Annotated in this window: 25 protein-coding genes; 24 read left to right on the forward strand and 1 reads right to left on the reverse strand. The window is 66.6% G+C overall.

Annotated features, from left to right (window positions below; translation table 11 throughout):
• Positions 1 to 2: 2 nt before the first annotated feature.
• From GA707_RS18840 to GA707_RS18910, 15 genes are all read left to right on the forward strand, one after another.
• Entirely contained in the window at positions 3 to 2,594 is a 2,592-nt protein-coding gene (locus tag GA707_RS18840) for a DEAD/DEAH box helicase (RefSeq protein WP_193315423.1), read from the forward strand.
• 352 nt (positions 2,595 to 2,946) lie between these two features.
• Complete coding sequence (locus GA707_RS21420) at positions 2,947 to 3,348, forward strand: hypothetical protein (RefSeq protein ID WP_226963959.1); 402 nt, start codon at positions 2,947 to 2,949, stop codon at positions 3,346 to 3,348.
• Positions 3,345 to 3,575 (forward strand): hypothetical protein, encoded by a 231-nt coding sequence (locus GA707_RS18850; RefSeq protein WP_152180005.1) that lies wholly within the window; start codon positions 3,345 to 3,347, stop codon positions 3,573 to 3,575. The genes GA707_RS21420 and GA707_RS18850 overlap by 4 nt, the downstream gene beginning before the upstream one ends.
• Positions 3,572 to 4,000, forward strand: coding sequence for a hypothetical protein (locus tag GA707_RS18855; RefSeq protein ID WP_226963960.1), 429 nt, complete (start codon positions 3,572 to 3,574; stop codon positions 3,998 to 4,000). The genes GA707_RS18850 and GA707_RS18855 overlap by 4 nt, the downstream gene beginning before the upstream one ends.
• On the forward strand, positions 4,000 to 4,881 hold the full coding sequence (locus GA707_RS18860; RefSeq protein WP_152180006.1) for a hypothetical protein: 882 nt from the start codon (positions 4,000 to 4,002) through the stop codon (positions 4,879 to 4,881). Before GA707_RS18855 ends, GA707_RS18860 begins: the two co-directional genes overlap by 1 nt.
• 377 nt (positions 4,882 to 5,258) lie before the next feature.
• Positions 5,259 to 5,600: a hypothetical protein gene (locus GA707_RS21425; RefSeq protein ID WP_226963961.1), complete on the forward strand. Its 342-nt coding sequence runs from the start codon at positions 5,259 to 5,261 to the stop codon at positions 5,598 to 5,600.
• Positions 5,597 to 6,418, forward strand: a complete 822-nt coding sequence (locus GA707_RS18870) for a phosphoadenosine phosphosulfate reductase family protein (protein WP_152180008.1) — start codon at positions 5,597 to 5,599, stop codon at positions 6,416 to 6,418. Before GA707_RS21425 ends, GA707_RS18870 begins: the two co-directional genes overlap by 4 nt.
• Positions 6,419 to 6,437: 19 nt before the next feature.
• Entirely contained in the window at positions 6,438 to 6,779 is a 342-nt protein-coding gene (locus tag GA707_RS18875) for a hypothetical protein (protein WP_152180009.1), read from the forward strand.
• A gap of 238 nt (positions 6,780 to 7,017) precedes the next feature.
• Positions 7,018 to 7,626, forward strand: coding sequence for a hypothetical protein (locus GA707_RS18880; RefSeq protein WP_193315424.1), 609 nt, complete (start codon positions 7,018 to 7,020; stop codon positions 7,624 to 7,626).
• Positions 7,627 to 7,708: 82 nt separating this feature from the next.
• A complete protein-coding gene (locus GA707_RS18885; RefSeq protein WP_048698329.1) occupies positions 7,709 to 8,080 on the forward strand; it encodes a TIR domain-containing protein in 372 nt (123 codons plus the stop codon).
• A 3-nt stretch (positions 8,081 to 8,083) separates the two neighbouring features.
• The gene (locus tag GA707_RS18890; protein ID WP_048698327.1) at positions 8,084 to 9,064 is read left to right on the forward strand and encodes a caspase family protein; all 981 of its coding nucleotides are present in this window, start codon (positions 8,084 to 8,086) and stop codon (positions 9,062 to 9,064) included.
• Entirely contained in the window at positions 9,064 to 9,363 is a 300-nt protein-coding gene (locus GA707_RS18895) for a hypothetical protein (RefSeq protein ID WP_048698326.1), read from the forward strand. Before GA707_RS18890 ends, GA707_RS18895 begins: the two co-directional genes overlap by 1 nt.
• A 75-nt stretch (positions 9,364 to 9,438) precedes the next feature.
• Entirely contained in the window at positions 9,439 to 10,545 is a 1,107-nt protein-coding gene (locus GA707_RS18900) for a tyrosine-type recombinase/integrase (RefSeq protein ID WP_226963962.1), read from the forward strand.
• Positions 10,523 to 10,846 carry a helix-turn-helix transcriptional regulator gene (locus tag GA707_RS18905; protein WP_048700200.1) on the forward strand — a complete coding sequence of 108 codons (324 nt, stop codon included), beginning with the start codon at positions 10,523 to 10,525 and terminating at the stop codon, positions 10,844 to 10,846. Before GA707_RS18900 ends, GA707_RS18905 begins: the two co-directional genes overlap by 23 nt.
• 1,108 nt (positions 10,847 to 11,954) lie before the next feature.
• Positions 11,955 to 13,082 (forward strand): hypothetical protein, encoded by a 1,128-nt coding sequence (locus GA707_RS18910; RefSeq protein WP_048700198.1) that lies wholly within the window; start codon positions 11,955 to 11,957, stop codon positions 13,080 to 13,082.
• 78 nt (positions 13,083 to 13,160) lie between these two features.
• Here the strand turns inward: GA707_RS18910 and erm are convergent, their stop codons facing one another.
• Complete coding sequence (gene erm, locus GA707_RS18915; RefSeq protein ID WP_048700196.1) at positions 13,161 to 13,979, reverse strand: 23S ribosomal RNA methyltransferase Erm; 819 nt, start codon at positions 13,977 to 13,979, stop codon at positions 13,161 to 13,163.
• Between the two features lie 306 nt (positions 13,980 to 14,285).
• On the opposite strand from erm, the gene GA707_RS18920 reads away from it, so the two are divergent.
• The 9 genes from GA707_RS18920 (at position 14,286) to GA707_RS18960 (ending at position 19,250) form a co-directional block, all read left to right on the forward strand.
• Positions 14,286 to 14,486 carry a hypothetical protein gene (locus GA707_RS18920; RefSeq protein ID WP_152180011.1) on the forward strand — a complete coding sequence of 67 codons (201 nt, stop codon included), beginning with the start codon at positions 14,286 to 14,288 and terminating at the stop codon, positions 14,484 to 14,486.
• Positions 14,487 to 14,624: 138 nt separating this feature from the next.
• On the forward strand, positions 14,625 to 15,158 hold the full coding sequence (locus GA707_RS18925; protein WP_152180012.1) for a hypothetical protein: 534 nt from the start codon (positions 14,625 to 14,627) through the stop codon (positions 15,156 to 15,158).
• A gap of 141 nt (positions 15,159 to 15,299) precedes the next feature.
• Positions 15,300 to 16,208, forward strand: coding sequence for a DUF3560 domain-containing protein (locus GA707_RS18930; protein ID WP_152180013.1), 909 nt, complete (start codon positions 15,300 to 15,302; stop codon positions 16,206 to 16,208).
• A 91-nt stretch (positions 16,209 to 16,299) separates the two neighbouring features.
• Positions 16,300 to 16,599: a hypothetical protein gene (locus GA707_RS18935; protein ID WP_152180014.1), complete on the forward strand. Its 300-nt coding sequence runs from the start codon at positions 16,300 to 16,302 to the stop codon at positions 16,597 to 16,599.
• 161 nt (positions 16,600 to 16,760) lie between these two features.
• Positions 16,761 to 17,516: a hypothetical protein gene (locus GA707_RS18940; protein WP_152180015.1), complete on the forward strand. Its 756-nt coding sequence runs from the start codon at positions 16,761 to 16,763 to the stop codon at positions 17,514 to 17,516.
• A 146-nt stretch (positions 17,517 to 17,662) separates the two neighbouring features.
• Positions 17,663 to 18,010, forward strand: a complete 348-nt coding sequence (locus GA707_RS18945) for a hypothetical protein (protein ID WP_152180016.1) — start codon at positions 17,663 to 17,665, stop codon at positions 18,008 to 18,010.
• Positions 18,011 to 18,197: 187 nt separating this feature from the next.
• Positions 18,198 to 18,428, forward strand: coding sequence for a hypothetical protein (locus tag GA707_RS18950; protein ID WP_152180017.1), 231 nt, complete (start codon positions 18,198 to 18,200; stop codon positions 18,426 to 18,428).
• On the forward strand, positions 18,425 to 18,652 hold the full coding sequence (locus tag GA707_RS18955; protein WP_152180018.1) for a hypothetical protein: 228 nt from the start codon (positions 18,425 to 18,427) through the stop codon (positions 18,650 to 18,652). The genes GA707_RS18950 and GA707_RS18955 overlap by 4 nt, the downstream gene beginning before the upstream one ends.
• Before the next feature lie 127 nt (positions 18,653 to 18,779).
• Positions 18,780 to 19,250, forward strand: coding sequence for a hypothetical protein (locus tag GA707_RS18960; RefSeq protein WP_152180019.1), 471 nt, complete (start codon positions 18,780 to 18,782; stop codon positions 19,248 to 19,250).
• The last annotated feature ends 84 nt before the right edge of the window (positions 19,251 to 19,334 follow it).

The following is a 19,334-nucleotide window of genomic DNA, read 5'->3' on the forward strand; positions in this document are numbered from 1 at the left end:
GGTTGCGCTTCCAGTTGAAGGACTACCAGGACGACGCAGCCCGCGCCGTGCTGGAACGGCTCGAGCAGTGCCGTGAGGACTACCACCGCCGCGGGGAGCGGTTCTCCTTCGCGCTGTCCGCTACCACCGGGGCCGGCAAGACGGTGATCGCGGCCACGGTCATCGAGGCACTTGTTCACGGCTCCACCGAGTTCGACGTTGAGGCCGACCCCGGGGCAGTGGTGCTGTGGATCAGCAAGGACCCCGCCCTGAACGAGCAGACCCGGCACCGCATCATCGAGGCCGCTGATCGGGTCCCGGTCGGTGACCTGGTGCTGCTGGACAAGGACTTCGCCGGTGAGAAGCTGGAGAAGGGCACCGTCTACTTCATCAACCCGGCCAAGCTGGCCAGCAGCAGCCTTTTCGTGCGCAAGACCAACGCTCGGCAGTTCACCTTCTGGGAGATCCTCGACAACACCATCAGGGACGAGCACCTGACCCTTTACGTCATCCTCGACGAGGCCCACGAGGGCATGAAGGCGGTCCGGCGGGACGAGGCCGAGGAGCGCCAGACGATCGTGCAGAAGATCATCAATGGCAACGGCTCCAACCTGCCTGTCCCGATAGTCTGGGGCATCTCGGCGACACCGGAGCGGTTCACCACCGCAATGGCCAGCGCCACCGAGCGCACAGCCAAGTCCAACGTGGTCATCGACCCCGTGCGGGTCCAGGCATCTGGACTGCTGAAGAACACGCTCGTGCTCGACATACCCGACGAGAAGGGCGACTTCGAGACCTCCATGCTGCGGGACGGCACGGTCGAGTTCGTCGATCAGAGCGCACGATGGGCCGAGTACTGCGCGAGCGTGGGGGAGGACCTGGTCACCCCGCTGCTGGTGGTGCAGCTACCCAACAAGGAGACCGGGGCGGCGGGGGAGAAGGCCGAGGACCTGTTCATCGCCAACACCCTCAGCGTCATCCGTGGCGCCTTCGCAGAGTTCACCGACGACTGCGTCGCTCACGTCTTGGGCGACCGCGGCGATCTGGAGATCAACGGTGTGCCGATCCCCAAGGTCAAGCCGCAGGACATCCAGAACGACCCCACGGTGCGGGTGCTGCTGGCAAAGGACGCCGTCTCCACCGGCTGGGACTGCCCTCGCGCGGAGGTGCTCGTCTCGCTGCGGCCGGCACGAGACAAGACCTACATCACCCAGCTGCTCGGTCGAATGGTGCGCACCCCCCTGGCCAGGTCGACTAACGACGACCGGCTCAACTCGGCCTCGTGCTTTCTGCCGCACTTCGACCGGCCCACAGCAAAGGCGGTCTCCGAGGAGATCATGGGTGTCGCCAAGACACGCGGCGGCGAGCCACCGCTTCCTCCGGGACCAAAGGTGATCTTCCAGCCGGTCGACCTGGCCTGGAACGAGCAGGTGCCTGACGAGGTGCGCGAGCTGCTGGAGAGCCTGCCGTCCCTACCCAAGCCGGCGGCTATGCCCAAACCAGTCAAGAGAGCGATCGACGCGGCCACCGCGATGGCCGTCGACGGCCTGGTGGACAAGCCCAACGAGCAGCTCATGGGCACCTTCTTCGGGGTTCTCGACGGTGCTGCGGCCCAGTACGCCGCCGACGTCGAGCAGATCGCGGCCGCGATCATGCAAGCCGAGATCAGACGCTTCACCACCCGGCACGGGGACAGCGCTGCGCAGTCCAGCCAGATGGTGAGGGAGGCGGATGAGAACACCGTCAAGGAGGCACTTGGGACTACCCGGCGGATCTTTGGCGCAGCTGTGGTCACTGGGTACCTCAAGCGGCTCTACCAGCAGGCGCTTGCCGCCGACGGCATCACCGCTGACTTGGTCAGCATCGACGCCAAGGTTGCGGCCTTGTCCCGGATTGAACGAAACGGAGAGACCGTCGTCGTCAAGGCACTGCATGACGCCGCCGAGACCCAAACCCGGGCATGGTTGGAGAAGTACCACGGCCAGATCAAACTCCTGGGCGACCCCCGACAAGCGGTGTACGACGACATTCGAGGCCAGGCGCGCGAGCCAGAACCGACACCCACCCAGCTGAAACTCAATCAGCGCGTAGAGGGCGCCACAGCGGACGGGGAGAAGCTGCCGCGCTACCCCAAGCACGTCTTGGCCGACAGCGACGGCCAGTGGCCACTGGACCCCAAGTTCACCAGCTGGGAGAAGGACGTCCTGGCGCAAGAGCTCGAGCGATCCTCGGTGGTGGCCTGGTATCGCAACCCCTCCGATGCCGGCAAGCACTCCATCCGAGTGCCCTACCGCAAGGACGGCGCCTGGAAGTCGCTGCAGCCGGACTTCATCTTCTTCGACACCAACGCCGACGGGCAGATCGTGCCCTCGATCGTCGACCCTCACAGCGGCAGCTTCACCGGCGCCCTGGAACGCCTCGAGGGGTTGGCCCGGTACGCCGAGGATCACGGTGCGGTCTACGCACGGATCGACGCGATCGACGAGGGGCGGGACAAGACACTGCGCTCCCTGGATCTGAAGGACCCGGCGGTGCGGTCGGCGATCCTGGCCGCCGAGAAGGCCGGAAAGTCAGCGGTCGACCTCTTCAACGGCCCTCACTCTCGAACCTACTGATCCGTTTCTCGACCGAGGGGAAGGGCGGGGTCACAGAGACCTTGCTGGTGAACCTTCCCAGGTGACCGTCGCAAACCACTGACCGTGCGAGGCCACCATGGATGTGCTCACTGCTGCGTGGGTCGGGGCAGGCTCCCCAACCCCTCTCCTGTCCACCCTGACCGGACAGTGCTCCCACTGCGGAGCCCACGAGCACCTGACCCCGCTGCGTGCGGTGGTGTCCAAGCAGTTCACCGGTTTCGACGGGTGGGCAAACCCCTCTGGTCGGGGGGTGTGCCCCATGTGCGCGTGGGGCTACTCCACCGCTGAGCTACGCGCCGGGGCACACCTGATCACTCGTAAGCCGGCATCGTTGACCTCTCTGGGCCGCGCCGGTGTCGCCGACTTCTTGAGATCCGGCCCGCTCAAGGCCGGAGACGCGCTGGTCGTTCCTCTCAGGCCCGGACGCAAGCACCTGCTCCCGGCGGCCGTCTGGGGTCGGGTCAGCATCGAGGACGTCGACCTGGCTTGGAGCCATCAGGAGGTGCGCCTGCTGCGGCAGCTCGACCAGCTGCGGACCCTGGGCTTCGGCTCACGCATGCTCACCGCCGCAGCCCCGCCCTTCCACGTCATGAAGAACCTGGCACAAGAGCAGTTTCGGCAGGCGCTCCAGGCCTGGGACCTGCTCGAGCCCTGGCGACAGCAGGGAAACCCCTGGATGGCGCTGGCTGTGCACATCACCACCCCAACCACCACGAAGGAGAGCCGTCGATGAACACCCCCTTTCGCAGCGTCACCGCCGCGGGCAGCCCGCTCACTCACCTGGTAGTGGCAAGCCCGGCGCTGCCAGGCACCCGACCCGACGACCTGCCTGCGACCACCTTGTGTGGCCGCGCTGCCCTGCAGGAGATCGACAACCACCCCGCTGAGGTGCAGTGCCCCCGATGTCTGGACCGGGCGCCAGCGTTCATGGCGCTGCCGACCTACGCGGTGATGCTGTGAACCAGGACGTCACTCCAACGTCGCGATGGCTGGCCACCACGGCTGACTTCATGCCGGCCCTGGCCGGGCCCGCCGGCGAGGCCGAACGCCTGCTGTTGCTTGTGCACTACGGCATCGACTGGTCCGGCGGATGGGTCTCCCGGTACCGATCGACGTATTGGGAGAGCCTGCTGCCTGACCGGGTGATCTGCGCGACCTACCGCTCCGGCAACCTTCGCCGGTGGTGGCGCGACGTCGCCGACGACCTCGGGTCCCAGCCCCGCACCGCCGCCGAGCGCGCCGAGCTCGAGCAGCTGCTGCGCGCGGAGTCTCTCCCAGTGCTCGAGGTCCTCCGCTTCGAGACCGAGGCGCTGCTGCTGAGGACCCGGATCGTGGCCGACGCCGTCCGCCAGACGCGCGCTACCCGTGTCGGGGCGGTGGCCTGATGCGCACCACGAGCTGGGACGGCACCCTGACCGCCTTGTCCTCGATCGCCCATGGCGGCGTGACCCGAGGAACCATCACGCTGCTGCGGCGTGAGCTGGTCAGCGCCCCGAACGGAGATCTCGTCCACGTTCCGATCGTCTCCGGGAACACTTTCCGTGGACGTCTGCGCCGGCTGGGGGAGGAGCTGCTGCGAGACGCTGTTGGCTACGAAGGCCTGCTGCACCCGGCGGCCGCTCATGCACTCAGAGGTGGCGGCTCGTTGGCCAAGACCGGGCATGAGCCACTGTCTGGCAACCGCCTGCAGCAGCTGCGCGACCTCGTGCCCCAGATCGGTGTCTTCGGCGCGGCCGGCGGCGGGACGATCATCAACGGCGCCCTCGACGTCGGGAAGGTGGTCCCCCAGCTGCGCGAAACCAGGCACATCACCGGAGTCACCACGACCCGCTCAGCGTTCACCGCCACCCAGCTGGAGGCATACACGCGCCAGGACGACGGCGACGGGCACGACTTCGCCGGCGTCATCCCCTCGACCGAAACCGGAGCCGAACTCATCTTCGGCGACGACGGCCAGCCTGAGCCGGTGCTGCGCGGTAGCAACCAGATGCTCTTCCACATCGAGACCTTCCCCGCCGGCACGGTGTTCAGCACCTGGCTGCGGCTGCGGCGACCCAGCCCTTTGGAGATGGCGTTCTTCCTCGAGGTCCTCCAGACGTTCCGTTCCGACGGACGGCTCGGCGGCAGGGTCGGGATCGGACATGGGCAGGTGCGGGCAAACCTCACCAACGACTCGACATCAGCGGATGAGGACATTCCGGACTGGCGATCTGTGGTCACCCAGAACCGTGAGGAAATCCTCACTGCCCTTCAGGGGCTCTCGTGAAGAAACTGAGGGTCCGGGCACACCTCGCCTTCGGGATCGCGCAGGCCGCGCCCTGGGGGATCGCCCTAGACGGGCTGCTCGCCTCGGAGCTATGGGCTCGACAGAAGGCCATCTACAGGGAGCAGGGTCACGACTACGTGCGGGCGATGGAACGAGACGACCCTCCCGATCTCGATCTTCCGTTGGCGCGCTGCACGCCCAGCCAGGGCCCTTGGCATTGGGCCGCGACCTGCGCACGCCCTGACCAGGACCCTGGACGGGTGGACGTCCACACCTGGACCGGGAGAGTGGACGCCCGAGCACTTGAACAGGTGTCCCACGGACTACCCAAGACGGTCTCTGACCGTCAGGGTCGCTACCGCGCGCGCAGGATGCCATTGCTGGTCACTCCATGCTCCTCGGTCACGTGGCACGCCGTCGGCGACCCCTCGGCCATCCTCGAGCTTCTGGAGCCGATCGTCAGCATCGGTAAGAAGCGCTCCACCGGTGAAGGCCACGTACTGCGTTGGGAGGTGGAGCTCGCCGGGGACCTCGACGACTTCACCGCGGGTCATCTGCACCCCGACGGGACTCTCGGCCGGCCGTCTCCCTTGAGTTGTCGAGCCCGCGCCGGCGGTGACGTTCTCGACGGCGGCCGCGGTCGCGCCGGCATTCGTCCTCCATACATGCACCCAACACGCCAGCACCAGCTCGCGCTCCCGGCGCTGTTGAGCTCATGACCGCAGGCCTCGACGTGCACGCCCTGCAAGGGCTGCGGGCCACCCGGCGCGACCTCGACCTCATTCGGCGACGGATCCGCAGGCATCTCGACGAACACGAGGGCTATGTCGCCTTCTCTGGTGGTAAGGACTCCCTCGTCGTCCTCGATCTGGTCCGCCAGGTTGCGCCTGATGCGGTCGTGATGTTCTTCGACAGCGGACTGGAGTTCCCCGAGACCTACGCCTACCTCGAGCAGCTGACGGCACTGTGGTCGCTGAATCTGCATGTCATCCCAGCCCGGATGACGACCCTCGAGGTGCTGGCCGGCAACGGCGGCTGGGACCACCGCGCTCTTGACCTGGGGGTGCCCAACCTGCACCAGGTGCTCATCGTCGAACCAGCCGCCATCGGACACCGAGCACACGGACCCGGCGAGCTGTGGGGGGTGCGCGCGCAGGAGTCCCGCGGACGAGCGGCGGGCTATGTCAACGCACTTCGATCAGCCACTTGCAGGTGCACCACCACCTGCACCACGCAGCAGCGACGAGCACAGCACGGCGGGCTGATCAGCCGGGTCGACGGCACCGTCGCCTACGGTCCCGTGTGGGACTGGCACACCGACGAGATCTGGGGTCACATCAGCCGGAACCAGCTCCCGGTCAACCCGGTCTACGACAAACTGCGGCGGCTCGGCGCCCCCGAGCACTTCCTGCGGGTATCGGCGATGATCGACGGAAGCAGACTCGAAGAGGGCCGGATCACCTGGCTTCGGCGCGGCTGGCCAACCCTGTTCGAGGAGCTCGCGACTGTCCTTCCCCGGCTACGCGAGTTCGTGTGAGCGAAGGAGGAAACCAGTCGTGGAGCCGTACGAGGAGATCGTTGCCGACGCAGTCGGGGACGTCACGAGGTTGACGGACGCGCTGCTCGCGCGAGCCCGAGCGCAGAACCCTGGCGTCGAGTTCTCCATCTCACTCGACCAGGCGCAGTCTCTTCTGCTGCCCCGGACCTCTGACCGGGTGTATCGCACCGTCAACGGACAGTTGGGCTACTACGCAGGCCATGTCTACGACGACGCGCTCGTGGAAGCCTCGGATCACCTCCCCGAGTACGCCGAACTGGTCACCCTGGTCCCGGTCGATTCCGACGCGCCACTTTGGCAGGGGGACCTGCGCACCGGGTTGATCACCTCACTGCCCTGACGAGGCACGCCGCGCCGCGGAAAAGGCCACCTTCCCGAGGAGGGGCGAACCCGCCTCGTGTCGGCCCTCAAGAGCTTGTGCGCTGTTCCACTGTGCCCGGCACCCCATGCCGCCGGGCACAGTGGATTTCCCTGTGTTTCAGGGGTGTTCGGTGTCGGTGGTGGCGGTAGTGTCGATGGCACCAACCAACTGGGGCGGGCTGACCATCTGCCCCCTGACTCCGATGAGGAGATGACCCATGACAACCATGGCTGCTGAGGCTCCAGCGTGGAGCATTGACCTGGTGGGACGACCCGCTGTGGTCGACCAGGAGATCACGACCGTGACGGCGCTGCGGGGCAGTGAGGTGTTCACCGCGCGTGAGCCGGGAACCGGCCGGGAGGGTGCGACGGTGGTGCTGCTGCCGGTGACCGGTGAGTTCGTCGAGATGCCTGACGTGATCCCCTCCGGGGTGAAGGGCTACTGGTTGGGGCCGGTGGAGGCCGTGACGCGGGTGCATGAGACGTTCTCGGTGTTCGTGCTGTGCGGGTCCACGGTGCGTCGGCTGGTGATGCCGGTCGCCAAGGCCGACGCACGCCACCTGGTCACGGGGAGGGCCACCGAGGGCGAGCGAGCCGCGATGGGGGCGCTGTTGGCTGAGGCGAGGGCCCACCACGCCACCCGTAGCGAGCATGAGGCGTGGCGCGAGCAGGTCGTGGCTGAGGCACACGGTGAGGCCGACGACCGCGAGTGGTGTGGGGAGTTCGATGACTTCATGGCCCGTGTGGGGCTGCCCCGGAAGCGAGCCATATTCAACGGATGCAACGTTGGGGCCGCTCGTCCAGCGGGCGGCCCCAACATCTCGTGACGAGGTTACAGTCGATCGAGCCCTGTTCAACCGAAGTAACTTGCGGGGCCATTCACGCCCTAGCCGCGATGGGAGAGTAATCATGACCGACAAGAAGGTTGTATTCGTCGCGTTCGCGATCGAAGACGAGAGGATGCGGGACCTCTTCAAGGGACAATCCCTGCACCCGCGCCACCCCTACGAGTTCATCGACATGTCGGTCAAGAAGCCGTACGACACTGAGTGGAAAGAAAAGGTCCGCACCCGGATTCGCCGCTCCGACGGAATTGTGGCTTTGGTCAGTAAGAACTCGCTCACGTCATCTGGTCAGAAGTGGGAGATCCAGTGCGCCAAGGAGGAGGGGAAGAAGATCCGAGGCATCTGGATCTACTCCAATGACCGGACTGCGCTGGCGGGCGTCCAAACCGTCGAATGGACCGACGCTAACGTGGCGAATTTCATCGACTCGCTCTGAGCTATGCGTAAGGCACTCATCGTGGGGATCGACTACTACGAGTCGATAGTATCGCTGCACGGAGCAGCCAATGACGCGCACAATGTCAAGGGGGTCCTGGACCGGCACGCCGACGGGACCACGAACTTCACTCAGCCCAAGTTGCTTGTGGCGACGAGCGAGGATAGTGCCGTGTCGCGAACCGAGTTGCGCGAATCCGTCCAGGAACTGTTTCGGGACAAGGCCGACATCGCGCTGTTCTACTTCTCGGGCCACGGCTATATCGACAGCACGGGCGGATTCCTGTGCCCTAGCGACTGTGCTGACGGCCATGACGGACTCGCCCTCAGCGATGTGATGACGTTGGCCAGTCAGTCCCCGGCGGAGAACAAGGTCATCATCCTCGACTGCTGCCACAGCGGAGGAGCGGGGAACAATCCGATTTCTCCCGCGTTTGCCGAGATCAAGGACGGCGTGACGATTCTCACCGCGTCAACGGCGAAACAGTATTCACTGGAATCGAATGGTTCTGGGGTGTTCACCAACCTCCTCGTGGATGCTCTCAGCGGTGCCGCGGCTAACCTGGTTGGTGAGGTTACGCCGGGCAGTGTGTACGCACATGTCGATCAATCGCTAGGGCCTTGGGCCCAGCGGCCGGTCTTCAAGACCAACGTTGAGCGCTTCGTTTCACTGCGAAAGGCAGAAGCTCCGATCGCATTGACAGCTTTGCAGAGGCTGACCGAGCTGTTTCAGGACCCGGCGTTGGAACTCCCGTTGGATCCGTCCTACGAGCCCGAGCGTAATGGGAGCGAGCCCCCGGGCACTCCGCTGCCGGATCCCCTGAAGAACGCAGATTTCGCGATCTTGCAGGAACTCGCAAAGGTCAACCTCGTACGGCCCGTTGGGGAGAAGCACATGTGGCACGCAGCGATGAACTCAAAGGCTTGCGAACTGACCGTCCTTGGTCAGCATTACTGGGGACTAGTCAACCAAGAGCTCATCTAATGTCCGAGAGCGACAGGATCCGACAGGTCCTCGAGAGCAAGAGGATCCTCGATCGGCTCGCCTCGATCGAGCACGAGCGATGGGCCCACTGGCAACGCTACGTCCATGCCCACTGCCAACGACGTGACGATGGGTCCCTCGTCATCCCACCAGATCTTGTCGCAAGGTGGGAGCGGCAGATCGAGACGCCGTTTGTCAACCTCCCGGAGGGAGAACAGGAGAGCGATCGCGAACAGGTCCAGCGATACCTGCCAGTCGTCATCAGAGCACTGGAGGACTGGCAGGCCCTGGACAGCTAGCGAGAGCAGGGGCGCGACGCTTGGCCCGCAGGCCTCGGGTGATCCATCCGCATCAATGATGCATATAATGCAACAGTGACGAACGTTGTTGCGGGACGATTCCCCGGGGTTGCCCCTTCTGTGGATCCCGAGCGCATCGTCTTCGACGCGATGCAGGAAGGGTGGGCCGCTCAACAGAGGTCGCGGCAGTTGAAGGCCTCGACGATCGAGGGCCGGCTGGCTGTCGTGAGGCGCTTCGCGGAGTACACCAACCAGTACCCATGGCAGTGGACAGCAACCGAGTTCGAAGCCTTCGTCACCAGCCTGGTCGGGGCTCGACCGACGACGATCCGCGGCTACCAAGCAGCCTTGCGAATCTTCCTGGAGTACGTCACGAGCGCGGACTACGAGTGGGTAAGCCGATGCAAGGACGAGTTCGGGTCTGCCCCGACCCAGGTCGTCACCGAGTGGAACAGCTACCACCACACCACGCCTTACGAAGGCGACCCCGGACGCCGCCCACTCACCTACGACGAGGTTCAGGCACTATTCGACGCCGCTGACGGTCTCGTGGAGAGCATTCGTTGCCGAGGCCGGAAAGGCGCGATCGCCGCGCAGCGTGACGCCATCGTCCTCAAGGTGGTGTATGCCTTTGGGCTTCGACGCCGCGAGCTCTGGGGCCTTGACCTCGCCGATCTCCACGGCAACCCCAAGGTGCCCGAGTACGGCAAGGCGGGCTGTCTGTTCGTGAGATGGGGCAAGAGTTCGCGTGGCGGTCCTCCGAAGCGTCGATCCGTATTGCTGGTGCCGGAGATGGACTGGGTCGTTGCCTCGGTGCGGCAGTGGATCGATGAACTGAGACCGATGTTCGGGCCGACGGGCCACCCTGCGCTGTTCCTCTCCGAGCGAGCTGGACGTCTCTCTCTGAGGTCGATCAACCGAGCGTTCAACGACGCCCGCGAGGAAGCGGGCCTGCCCGGAGAACTGGACTTGCACTCGCTCCGCCACTCCTACGTGACCCACCTGATCGAGTTCGACTACCCGGAACGCTTCGTTCAGGACCAGGTAGGCCACCAATACGCCTCCACCACAGCGGTCTACGCCGGCGTCTCAGACGATTACCGGCATCGGCTGCTTCAGCGCGTCATCGACCGGGACCGACACCGATGGGAGATCACTCATGATCCGCAAGATGGGCTATGACTGGCACTTGCGCCAGCTCATGGCAACGCATGGCATGTTCCAAACGAGCGACCTGCTTCCACTCCTCGAGGAGCGAGGCATTCATCTATCACGGGAGCAGGTCTACCGGCTGGTGACCCAGCCGCCGCAGCGGCTGTCCATGGACACCCTCGCAGCGCTGTGCGACATCCTCGGGTGTGGGCCGGGAGACCTCATCAGCGTGTCGGTGGTGAATCGGGAGGTTGCCAAGACCGGCACGACGGCAGCTCGTGAGCAACCTCCCGTTCGACGCACGACAATCCGGCGGCCCAAGGGTCTATGACGTGCTCTCCTGGCCGACTGATCCACGGCTGGTCGAGGCGATCTGTCGGTTGCTGGACAACCCCGACGTCCGGGACTCTGTTGCCGAGATTCTCGGTGGGCTCAACCTGTACCCCAAGGTCCAAGCCAAGTTGCTCAGCTACTTGGACAGCCACCCCGATGCTCTGGTGTCAGGACGATCGGACGGCCCTGCAAGTCGCCTGCGCCTTCTCAAGGCCCTTGCCGAGACACACCCAGGGCTCGTCGTCCCAGCCAAGTGCTCGGGTTGCGGGCGTCAAGTGGTTCTCAACCGCTGGGGCGCCAACGGCGACCGAGTCTGCGGCACCTGCTATCTCGCCAATCGGCTTGTCCCCTGCGGGCGTTGCGGCCGCATCAGGCCAGTCGGCGGCCGCCACTCCACGGATGGCCTGGTCTGCACGGCGTGCATCAGGCATGATCCGGCGCGTCGCCAGGAATGCTCCCTCTGCGGCCGGGTCAACCCCGTAGCAGCCCGAACTCCAGGTGGCGAGCCCCTGTGCCAGACCTGCCGACCGCGGGAGAGCTTCGTCTGCCTGAGTTGCGGGCGCACGCACACGGTGAAGAGCCTCAACGTCGCCGGTGCTGCCTTGTGCTGGGCCTGCTACAAGCGTCACCACAAGCAGGCGTGTTCTGACTGCGGTCGAGAGCACGCGCAGGTCCCCCGGCGGGGACCACGGGGGGAGCGACTATGCGACCGATGCTGGGACCCGAGACCGGTCTCTTGCCGGGACTGTGGCAAGGGCACGTCGCCCAAAGTCAGGCGGGTCAATGGCGGGCATCTCTGTTACGCCTGCTACGTCCTCAGTCGCCCGCAACGACCCTGCGGGGCGTGCGGTCGTACCTCGCCCGTGTGGGCCGAGCTTCCCCTCGGACCTGTGTGCAGCGCCTGCTACCAACAGATCCGCACCAAGCCTCACCCTTGCTTTCAGTGCGGCGAGAGTAGACCCCTGGTCGGGATCGCCAGCGGTGATCGCCGGATCTGCGGTGCATGCGCGGGCCAACGACGCCCGTGGACCTGCCACGCCTGCGGTGTCCTCGCTGCTCCCTACTCTCGTGGACGATGTCCGAGGTGCACCGCTCAGGAAGAACTGATGTCTGTGATCTCACGCGACGGTGATGTGGTTGAGAGCCTCAGACCGCTGCTGGACTACTTCGACATCGAGAACCGCCCCATGACCGCGATTGGCTGGACGCGCAGCCGATCCGCGGCCATCCTTCGCGAACTCCTCAACGGCAAAGGTCTGAGCCACGAGGCGCTCGATGCCGAGAACAACACCGCAGCCGCCAACTTCCTTCGAGCACTTCTCATGTTCACCGGAGTCTTGCCAGGTCGTGCATCGGAACTAGACGACACCCTTGAGTGGCTGACCCAGCGACTTGGCGCCGTACAGCCCCAGCACCAGACGATCGTTCGACGGTACGCGATGTGGCACGTACTGCGACGGGCGAAGGGGCGCCCTCACCGCCCGGCAACTCGTCATCACGCACGCGAACGTCTCCTCCTCGCCCTACGCCTTCTGTCGTGGCTGGAAGCCGAAGGGCATGGGCTCCAAGAGTTGTCGCAGTCGGGGTTCGACCGTTGGCTCGCCAATGGACCGCCGGCTCGCGTGGAGATCCGTGACTTCATCAGCTGGGCCCATCGCCAAGGCTTGGTGGACGAGCTGCGGGTACCGCTGCGGCGACATAGCCAGCCATCGGAGTTCCTCCCCACGGATCGGCGCTGGGAGACGCTTCACCGGTGCATCGTCGACTCCTCACTTCCGTTAAACATCCGTGTGGCTGGCGCCCTCCTTCTCCTTTTCGCCCTCGGGCCGACCGCCTTGACCACGATGAGCGTGGAACAGGTCGTCGAACATGAAGGCCGCGTCGAACTCATCGTCGGGCGAACGCCGATCCACCTCCCTGACTCTCTAGCGGATCTCGTGCTGCAGCAGCGGAAAGTGGCCGAAGAGTCGATGAGCGGCTGGCTCTTCCCCGGTCAACACCCCGGCCGACACCTCAACCCCGGCAGTCTGGCAGCACGCACGAAGCAGTGCTTGGGAATCGGAGTCCGTCCTTCCAGGAACGCCGCACTCGCGCATCTCGCTAAGGAGCTGCCCGTCCCCGTACTCGCGGATTACCTCGGCCTGGCACACACCACCGCTTCCCAGTGGGCTGCCCTGGTCGAGCGCCAGTGGACTGAGTACGTCGTCCTGCGCCGAGCTCAGGATCCGGCGTGAGGAACGCTGGTCGGGTTGAACACCGCCAGGCGCTTACCTCAGGATCCACGCGGGCGCCAGGCCTCCCGCCGTCGGTCGTCAACCTCGCCGGCGGCTGCGTTGACCGCGATTGGTGCGTGTCGGTGGCGGAGACGTCCCCGTCGTGCGGAACAGGTCGACCCATGCCATCGTGCTCATCGACTTGGGCACGTCGGATCCCGCGAGTCTGTGCTTGAGCAACCAGGACGTGGCGTCCTTCGGACTTCCGAGGGCGGTATTGCGAGCGAGAATCTGAGCCAATCCGTGTCCCGGACCGGTGTACACCCGATGGACAAGGGCCTGAAAGCGGCGACGATCGCGCATGCGGATGGGCGGGTCTGGGCAGCGCCGGATCGCCATCAGGCCTCCGTCGACTCCCGGAGCCGGGGTGAACGCTCGGGCCGGCACGCGACCGTGAAGGGTGAACTCGAACCATGGTGACCATTGAGCGGTCATCATGCTGGCTCCACCCACGCCGGCCCGTCGTCGGGCAACCTCCCACTGGACGAGTAGCACCGCGTCGGTCCACCCGGGTGCATGCAGGATGTGGCGGAGGATGGCAGTGGTCTGGTGGAAGGGGAGGTTCCCGACGAGCACGTGCGGATAGTCAGGGATCCTGTGCTTGAGGAAGTCGCCCTCGGTGATCGTGGCGAGACCAAGCTCTTGGTTGAGCTTTCGGGCGAGACGGGGGTCGATCTCGACGGCGTGGACGGGTCTACCAAGGCTCAGGAGTGGGCGGGTTAACGCGCCCTCGCCTGGTCCGATCTCCAAGATCGGTCCGCACGTGTCGCGGACCAGGTCGATGATGCGTCGGATCGTCTGGCGGTCGGTGAGGTAGTTCTGGCCGTGCTCGTGACGGCCGTGGCGGTAGGTGGGCACTGCTTCGCTCCGTTGTTCGTGGCGGAGCCGGGCATGGCATAGCGGCCGCCCGGCATGACTCCGGGGGCGGGAGCGTCACGAAGAGAAGTGCTGCTCGCCGCCGTCAGCGGCTGCGCAGGCGCAGCGAGGCAGTGCCCTGAACCAACATGCCCACCACCCTAGAGCACGGACCAGGAAGTTCCCATCGAGTATCTGAAGTACCGCCCGCGCTCACACGATGCCCTCCCTGTGAGCATTCCCCCGGCGGTGCGGACGCCGCGTCGGTCATTCCAGGGTCGAGAACTCGCAGGCTGCGAAAGGAGAACTGTGCTCACCCCGAATAGTGCACCCCTACCAGTACGCAGCCGCGACTACGACCTCGAGGTCGAGGTCAGCGCGACCGTCCGAGTCACCCTGAGCGCCACCAGTGAGAGCGAGGCCATCTGCGCACTAACCCGTGAGGGAGTCTGGGCCGCGCTCGGCGAGGACGACATCACGTGGGAGGTCGGCGACGTCGACGTCGACTGACCTCCTCTGACCAGTACGCCGGCGGCGGGTGAGCGCCACAGCCCGCCGCCGGCGTACCCACCACCACCGCCTGCCTGACGCCGCCACAGGCTACTATCATCCCTAACATAGAAACGGATGTTAGGAGGCTGCGCGAATATGCAGGCAATCGCCGTCAACATCGCCCGGACATACCCCCTTGTGATCGAACTGGGGCTGGAGGGAGACCGGGCTGCCCAGCTCGAGCGGCTGAAGCAGGTGACTCTCGGGGACTGGGCGCGGGTGAGCACGAAGGATGCGCAGAGCGTTCAGTTGATCCTCGGCTCATACCTGGGCACGATCGTGTCCGCCTACGCCGTGTCCGAATACACCCGGGGCGATGATGACCGGATCCGCTGGAGCGGGAGGCCTGCTGACGACTTCGCCGGCCTGATCGGAACGCCGCTGCCGGGAGGCGACTGGAGGCGCGGCCAGGCGCGGCCTTTGCGGTGGGTGCACGTGGCGAGGCAACCCGGCAACGCCGAAGCGGCCATGCAGGGGTTCCTGATCGAGATGCTTCGGTATCGCCACGACTCACGCCGCCGAGAGCTCGTCGAGGAACTCGAGTCCCGGATCTCGGTGCGGGTCCAGTCACCAGATGCGGTCGTGATCCGGGTACCCGCCGGGGTGAGCATCCTCATCGAGCCAGTCTGAGAACCCCCGAGCCTGGCCACCCCATGCCGCCTGACGCGGCTGCTGTGGGTCGGTCCGGGGTCGGTGGTGGGCGGTAGCGTCGAATGCACCAACCACGTTTCGAGCGACTGACCATCGCTTGCTGAGACCCGAGGAGGGGTCATGACGTTGACCATCGAGCACACCGAGGCCGAAGGCACCTTGCTGCACGGGACATCTCGAGGGGACGGTTCGGCCGAGGTCGTCAAGGGGCTGGGTTGGCGGTGGGGGCGCAGCATCGGGCTGTGGTTCGTTCCGCGCAGCCGGGACGCGGCACCGAAGCGGGTGTTGATCGAGCAGACCGCAGTCCAGCTGCGCGCGGCCGGGTTCGAGGTCGAGGTGGTGATCGACACCACGACCGGGGACCGCGGCGAGGTCGAGGAGCGGCTGGCCGTGCGTGCGCAGGCGCGGGCGGGGCGACTGGAGGACCGGGCAGAGCGTGAGCAGGCCAAGGCGCAGCAGCGGTACGCAGCCTCGCGCCGGATCGCGGACGGGATCCCGTTCGGGCAGCCGATCCTGCTTGGGCACCACTCGCAGGCCGGGGCCGAGCGGGACGCTCGCAAGATCCGGTCCCACATGGAGGCCAGCCTGGAGCACCAGGAGCGAGCCGAACGTGCGGCCGCGGCTGCCGCGGTCGCGGCGGCAGGACCCCGGCATCGGCAGAGTCCGGTGACGGTGGCCAACCGCATTGAGCGTCTCGCCGCCGGCGTCCGACGCATGGAACGCAGCCTCGCCCAGTCTGCCGCGGCCGGGCACCAGCGCCAGGACCTCGAAGACCTGCTCGCCATCGACCGGGCCGACCTCGAGCACTGGCAGAAGGTGCGGGCCGACCAGCTCGCCACCGGCCAGGCCACCAACTACAGCCCCGAGAATGTCGCCGTGGGCGACCTGGTCAAGATCAGCGGCTCCTGGCACACCGTGGCCCGCTGCAACGCCAAGACCGTAGCGGTGAAGACGGGCTACTCCTGGACCAGCAAGGCGCCCTGGCACACGGTCCAAGAACACCGACCCCGAGGTGCCGGCAACGCCTGATAACCCCCCTTCTCACCCACCGACCGTGCAGTGCCAGCGCCAGCAGCGGAATCGTGTCACTCAACACCACACAAGACGCAAGGAGGCAGCCATGACAGCCACCATCGAGACCGAAGGCGAGCAGGCACAGCGGCAGCGCATCGCCCGACTGCGCGGGATCCGGTTCCTCGCCGCGCACGCGCTTGCCGCCGGCGATGCCGACGCCTTCCACGTCGGATGTACCGGCATCGTGAGCATCCAGGGTGGCCGGGGGTGCCTGGCCCAGCTCGTGCAGCTGCTCGACGCCCAGCCGGCCGAGAGTGAGAGCGAGATGTTCAGTGAGTGGACAGCAGCTGTCACCTTCGAGGGCGGCACCGTCACCGTCGAACTCACCGAAGGCCGCGACAACTAGGGTCGCTCAGCGATCATCGACCACCTGCGAAGACGGGCACCCCATGCCGCCCGTCTTCGGAGGCTCACGGCAGTTGCGCGTCAGTGCTGGCGGGTAGCGTGAGAACCACCAAACCTGTTGAGCCGGCTGACCATCGGCTCCTGACTCCGCAAGGAGATGTCATGGCTGCGACTGCAAGCCACACCGCTGATGGTGTGCCAATCACGCCCGGGCTGGCTGTATGGAACAACAACCTCCAACGTGACCGGGTCGTTCGTCTGCACCACACAGAGGACGAGCGGAACCATGGCGTGGAGACCGGGAGAGAGGTGTCGTGGTGGGTCACCGAGCGGGGCCTCTTCGACGGCTCTCGAATGAGCACCGTTCATCCGTCGTCTGGCGAGGTCGCCAGGGTCGAGCAGGTGGGCTCTTCTGTCGCAGAGGCGCTGGCACGCATGGATCAGCTGGCCGCGATCGTCATCGAGGCGACCGTGGCCGAGATGCGGGCCGCGGCCTATGCGATCGCCCGGCAGACCCGGGAGCAGCACCCCACCGTCGTGCGGGTGCACCTGGAGGCGTCCGACCAGGGCGACTGGCTGGACGTGACCGGCTGGGACGCCGGTCGCGCAATCGAAGACCTCGACCTGCCCGAGGACGTGGACTTCGCCGCAGCGCACCTCTACCTCCCGCACATCGGCAACGGCGAGCACGTCGGAGCAGTACCCGGCCTGTGGTGCACCGACCGTCGCCGCGGGATCTTCGTCCTCGCCGTCGACCAGGTCCTCGCCGAGTGCGACCAGGACCCGGTGCTCGCCGAGGTGCTGGTCACCCGGGATCCAGATGGGCCGAACGACGTCGACGTCGCCGTCCTCGGGCACCGCGTGCACCCCGGGCAGGTGCGGGTGTTCTCCGTCGACGCCGGAGCCGGGTGGCAGTGACCGGACTGGGTCGAGCACCGTGACGACTGCCTGACCCGCGCCAGCGATGGCCTCCAGAAGCCGCTACGGGCCGCGCTCGCGGCCCCGCCGGGCGGGACGCACGTGGAGGGCCGGGACGGGCGGGACTGGCTCTGCGGAGTGGCGTCGTGAGCGAGTGGATCGTCACCTACACCTCGATGCCGATCGAGGCAGACAGCGCCGAAGAGGCAATCGAGCGCGAGGGCAGCGGGGGAGGGCACTGGAACGCCTACCCGGTCCGCCATCGCCCCGGCGCCCTGAAGGCGCACGCCGCCGTCTGGCCCGGCGATGCGGACCTGCCGGTGATCCTCGGCGCGATCGGCGGGCTGCGCCTGGCCATGTACCAGCACCGGAGCACCGACGACGGGCCGCTGCCGGTGGTCGTCCTCGACCTGGACCGGGACGACCTCGAGCTCGAGGTCCGCGTCTACGTCGGCGACACACCGGTCGCCACCCTGCCAGCGCCCAACCGCTAGCCCCCGGACAGTCCCGGCCCGGGGGACGGGGAAGCAATCGTCACCCCAGGGACGGGCACCCCATGCCGCCCGTCCCTGGGACACAAACCCTGGCTGCTGTCAGGGGTGGCGGCTAACGTCGAAGACACCAACCTCGACGGACTGACCATCCGTCACTTGATCTGACGCCGCCGGAAGGGGCACCGAGATGTCTGACCATGAGAAGCCCACTTGGGCCAAGCCGTGCGGGAAGTGCGGCCAGCAGGTCGAGCGCTGGCGCGGGCAGGGGGATGTCTCCTGCTCGTGCGGTGCTTGGTACAACGCCGGCGGGCAGCGCCTGCGGGACGACTGGACCGGCAACCTCGCATGGCGCGATGACGAGGTGGACGACCTCGAAGGCTTCGAGCGTCAGCAGCTGGCCAAGGAGGGATACCGGTGAGCCGTCAGAAGGGTCACGACGGGGCCCGTCGAGGCTTGCGGCTGCTCGTGCTCGCCGTGGCGTGCACAGCGCTCGCAGTGGCCTTCTATGGGTCGCTGGCGTGGCTGGCCGGGCTGGTGGTCGTTGGGCCCTTGGCGGTCCTCTCCAGGGCCCGCCGGGGACGGCAGACCCGCCGAGCCTTCCGGCGGGCCGCCCGGGTCACGCGGCAGGTTCGTCTGACCTAAGGGGCCGGGGGAGCGCAGCCCCCCACCCCCAAGCAGGGCAACCACTTACCCACCACTCGCACACCACTACGTCAATCACGATCCGGTAACGGCACAGAGCGAAGGAGGGCAGATCACAATGACCAGCGTGACTGAGCGCATCATCCGGCAGGCTCAGAACCGTGGCTTCCGGATCCGCACCACGACTGTCGGCGGACGGACGATCCACGTGGTCGACCAGCACGGTCAGGACGGTTGCTTCGGCGCGATCTACGTGGGTCGGCGCTCCGGGCGGATCACCGGAGCGATCCTGCACCAGGGCAACCAGGACGCAGCCGGCACCCGGGTGCGGGGGGCGCTCGCCACCGGCCGCGTGATCCGCGCAACCCCGACTCGCCCAGCAGGGTTCCCGGTGTGGAGTGTTCGCACCCGTGACGAGCAGGGTCGCGAGGGCTGGTCGATCACCGCACCCACCGGCACGCTGCTGGTCACACCGGCCGGTGATGTTCGCTGGGCAGATCGTGACGAGGTGCTGCTGCACGGGGACGACCTCGAGCGGTGCCAGCGGTGGGCCGAGGAGTACGCCGAGACCCACAGCCACCCCGCGGCCGAGACGTGAGCTCGGAGTGACCCCGGGCCGGGCCGGCTTGCCGGCACGCTCCTTCGGATGCAGGCGCGCAGCGCCTGGCACCCTGCCCGAAGG

The sequence above is a fragment of the Nostocoides sp. F2B08 genome, assembly GCF_009184895.1.
Classification (GTDB): domain Bacteria; phylum Actinomycetota; class Actinomycetes; order Actinomycetales; family Dermatophilaceae; genus F2B08.

Excerpts from the sequence above, each read along its gene's own strand:
- GA707_RS18850 (WP_152180005.1), top strand. The coding sequence starts at position 3,345 with ATGAACACCCCCTTTCGCAGCGTCACCGCCGCGGGCAGCCCGCTCACT.
- GA707_RS18860 (WP_152180006.1), top strand. The coding sequence starts at position 4,000 with ATGCGCACCACGAGCTGGGACGGCACCCTGACCGCCTTGTCCTCGATC.
- GA707_RS18870 (WP_152180008.1), top strand. The coding sequence starts at position 5,597 with ATGACCGCAGGCCTCGACGTGCACGCCCTGCAAGGGCTGCGGGCCACC.
- GA707_RS18880 (WP_193315424.1), top strand. The coding sequence starts at position 7,018 with ATGACAACCATGGCTGCTGAGGCTCCAGCGTGGAGCATTGACCTGGTG.
- GA707_RS18885 (WP_048698329.1), top strand. The coding sequence starts at position 7,709 with ATGACCGACAAGAAGGTTGTATTCGTCGCGTTCGCGATCGAAGACGAG.
- GA707_RS18890 (WP_048698327.1), top strand. The coding sequence starts at position 8,084 with ATGCGTAAGGCACTCATCGTGGGGATCGACTACTACGAGTCGATAGTA.
- GA707_RS18895 (WP_048698326.1), top strand. The coding sequence starts at position 9,064 with ATGTCCGAGAGCGACAGGATCCGACAGGTCCTCGAGAGCAAGAGGATC.
- GA707_RS18905 (WP_048700200.1), top strand. The coding sequence starts at position 10,523 with ATGATCCGCAAGATGGGCTATGACTGGCACTTGCGCCAGCTCATGGCA.
- GA707_RS18910 (WP_048700198.1), top strand. The coding sequence starts at position 11,955 with ATGTCTGTGATCTCACGCGACGGTGATGTGGTTGAGAGCCTCAGACCG.
- GA707_RS18925 (WP_152180012.1), top strand. The coding sequence starts at position 14,625 with ATGCAGGCAATCGCCGTCAACATCGCCCGGACATACCCCCTTGTGATC.
- GA707_RS18930 (WP_152180013.1), top strand. The coding sequence starts at position 15,300 with ATGACGTTGACCATCGAGCACACCGAGGCCGAAGGCACCTTGCTGCAC.
- GA707_RS18935 (WP_152180014.1), top strand. The coding sequence starts at position 16,300 with ATGACAGCCACCATCGAGACCGAAGGCGAGCAGGCACAGCGGCAGCGC.
- GA707_RS18940 (WP_152180015.1), top strand. The coding sequence starts at position 16,761 with ATGGCTGCGACTGCAAGCCACACCGCTGATGGTGTGCCAATCACGCCC.
- GA707_RS18950 (WP_152180017.1), top strand. The coding sequence starts at position 18,198 with ATGTCTGACCATGAGAAGCCCACTTGGGCCAAGCCGTGCGGGAAGTGC.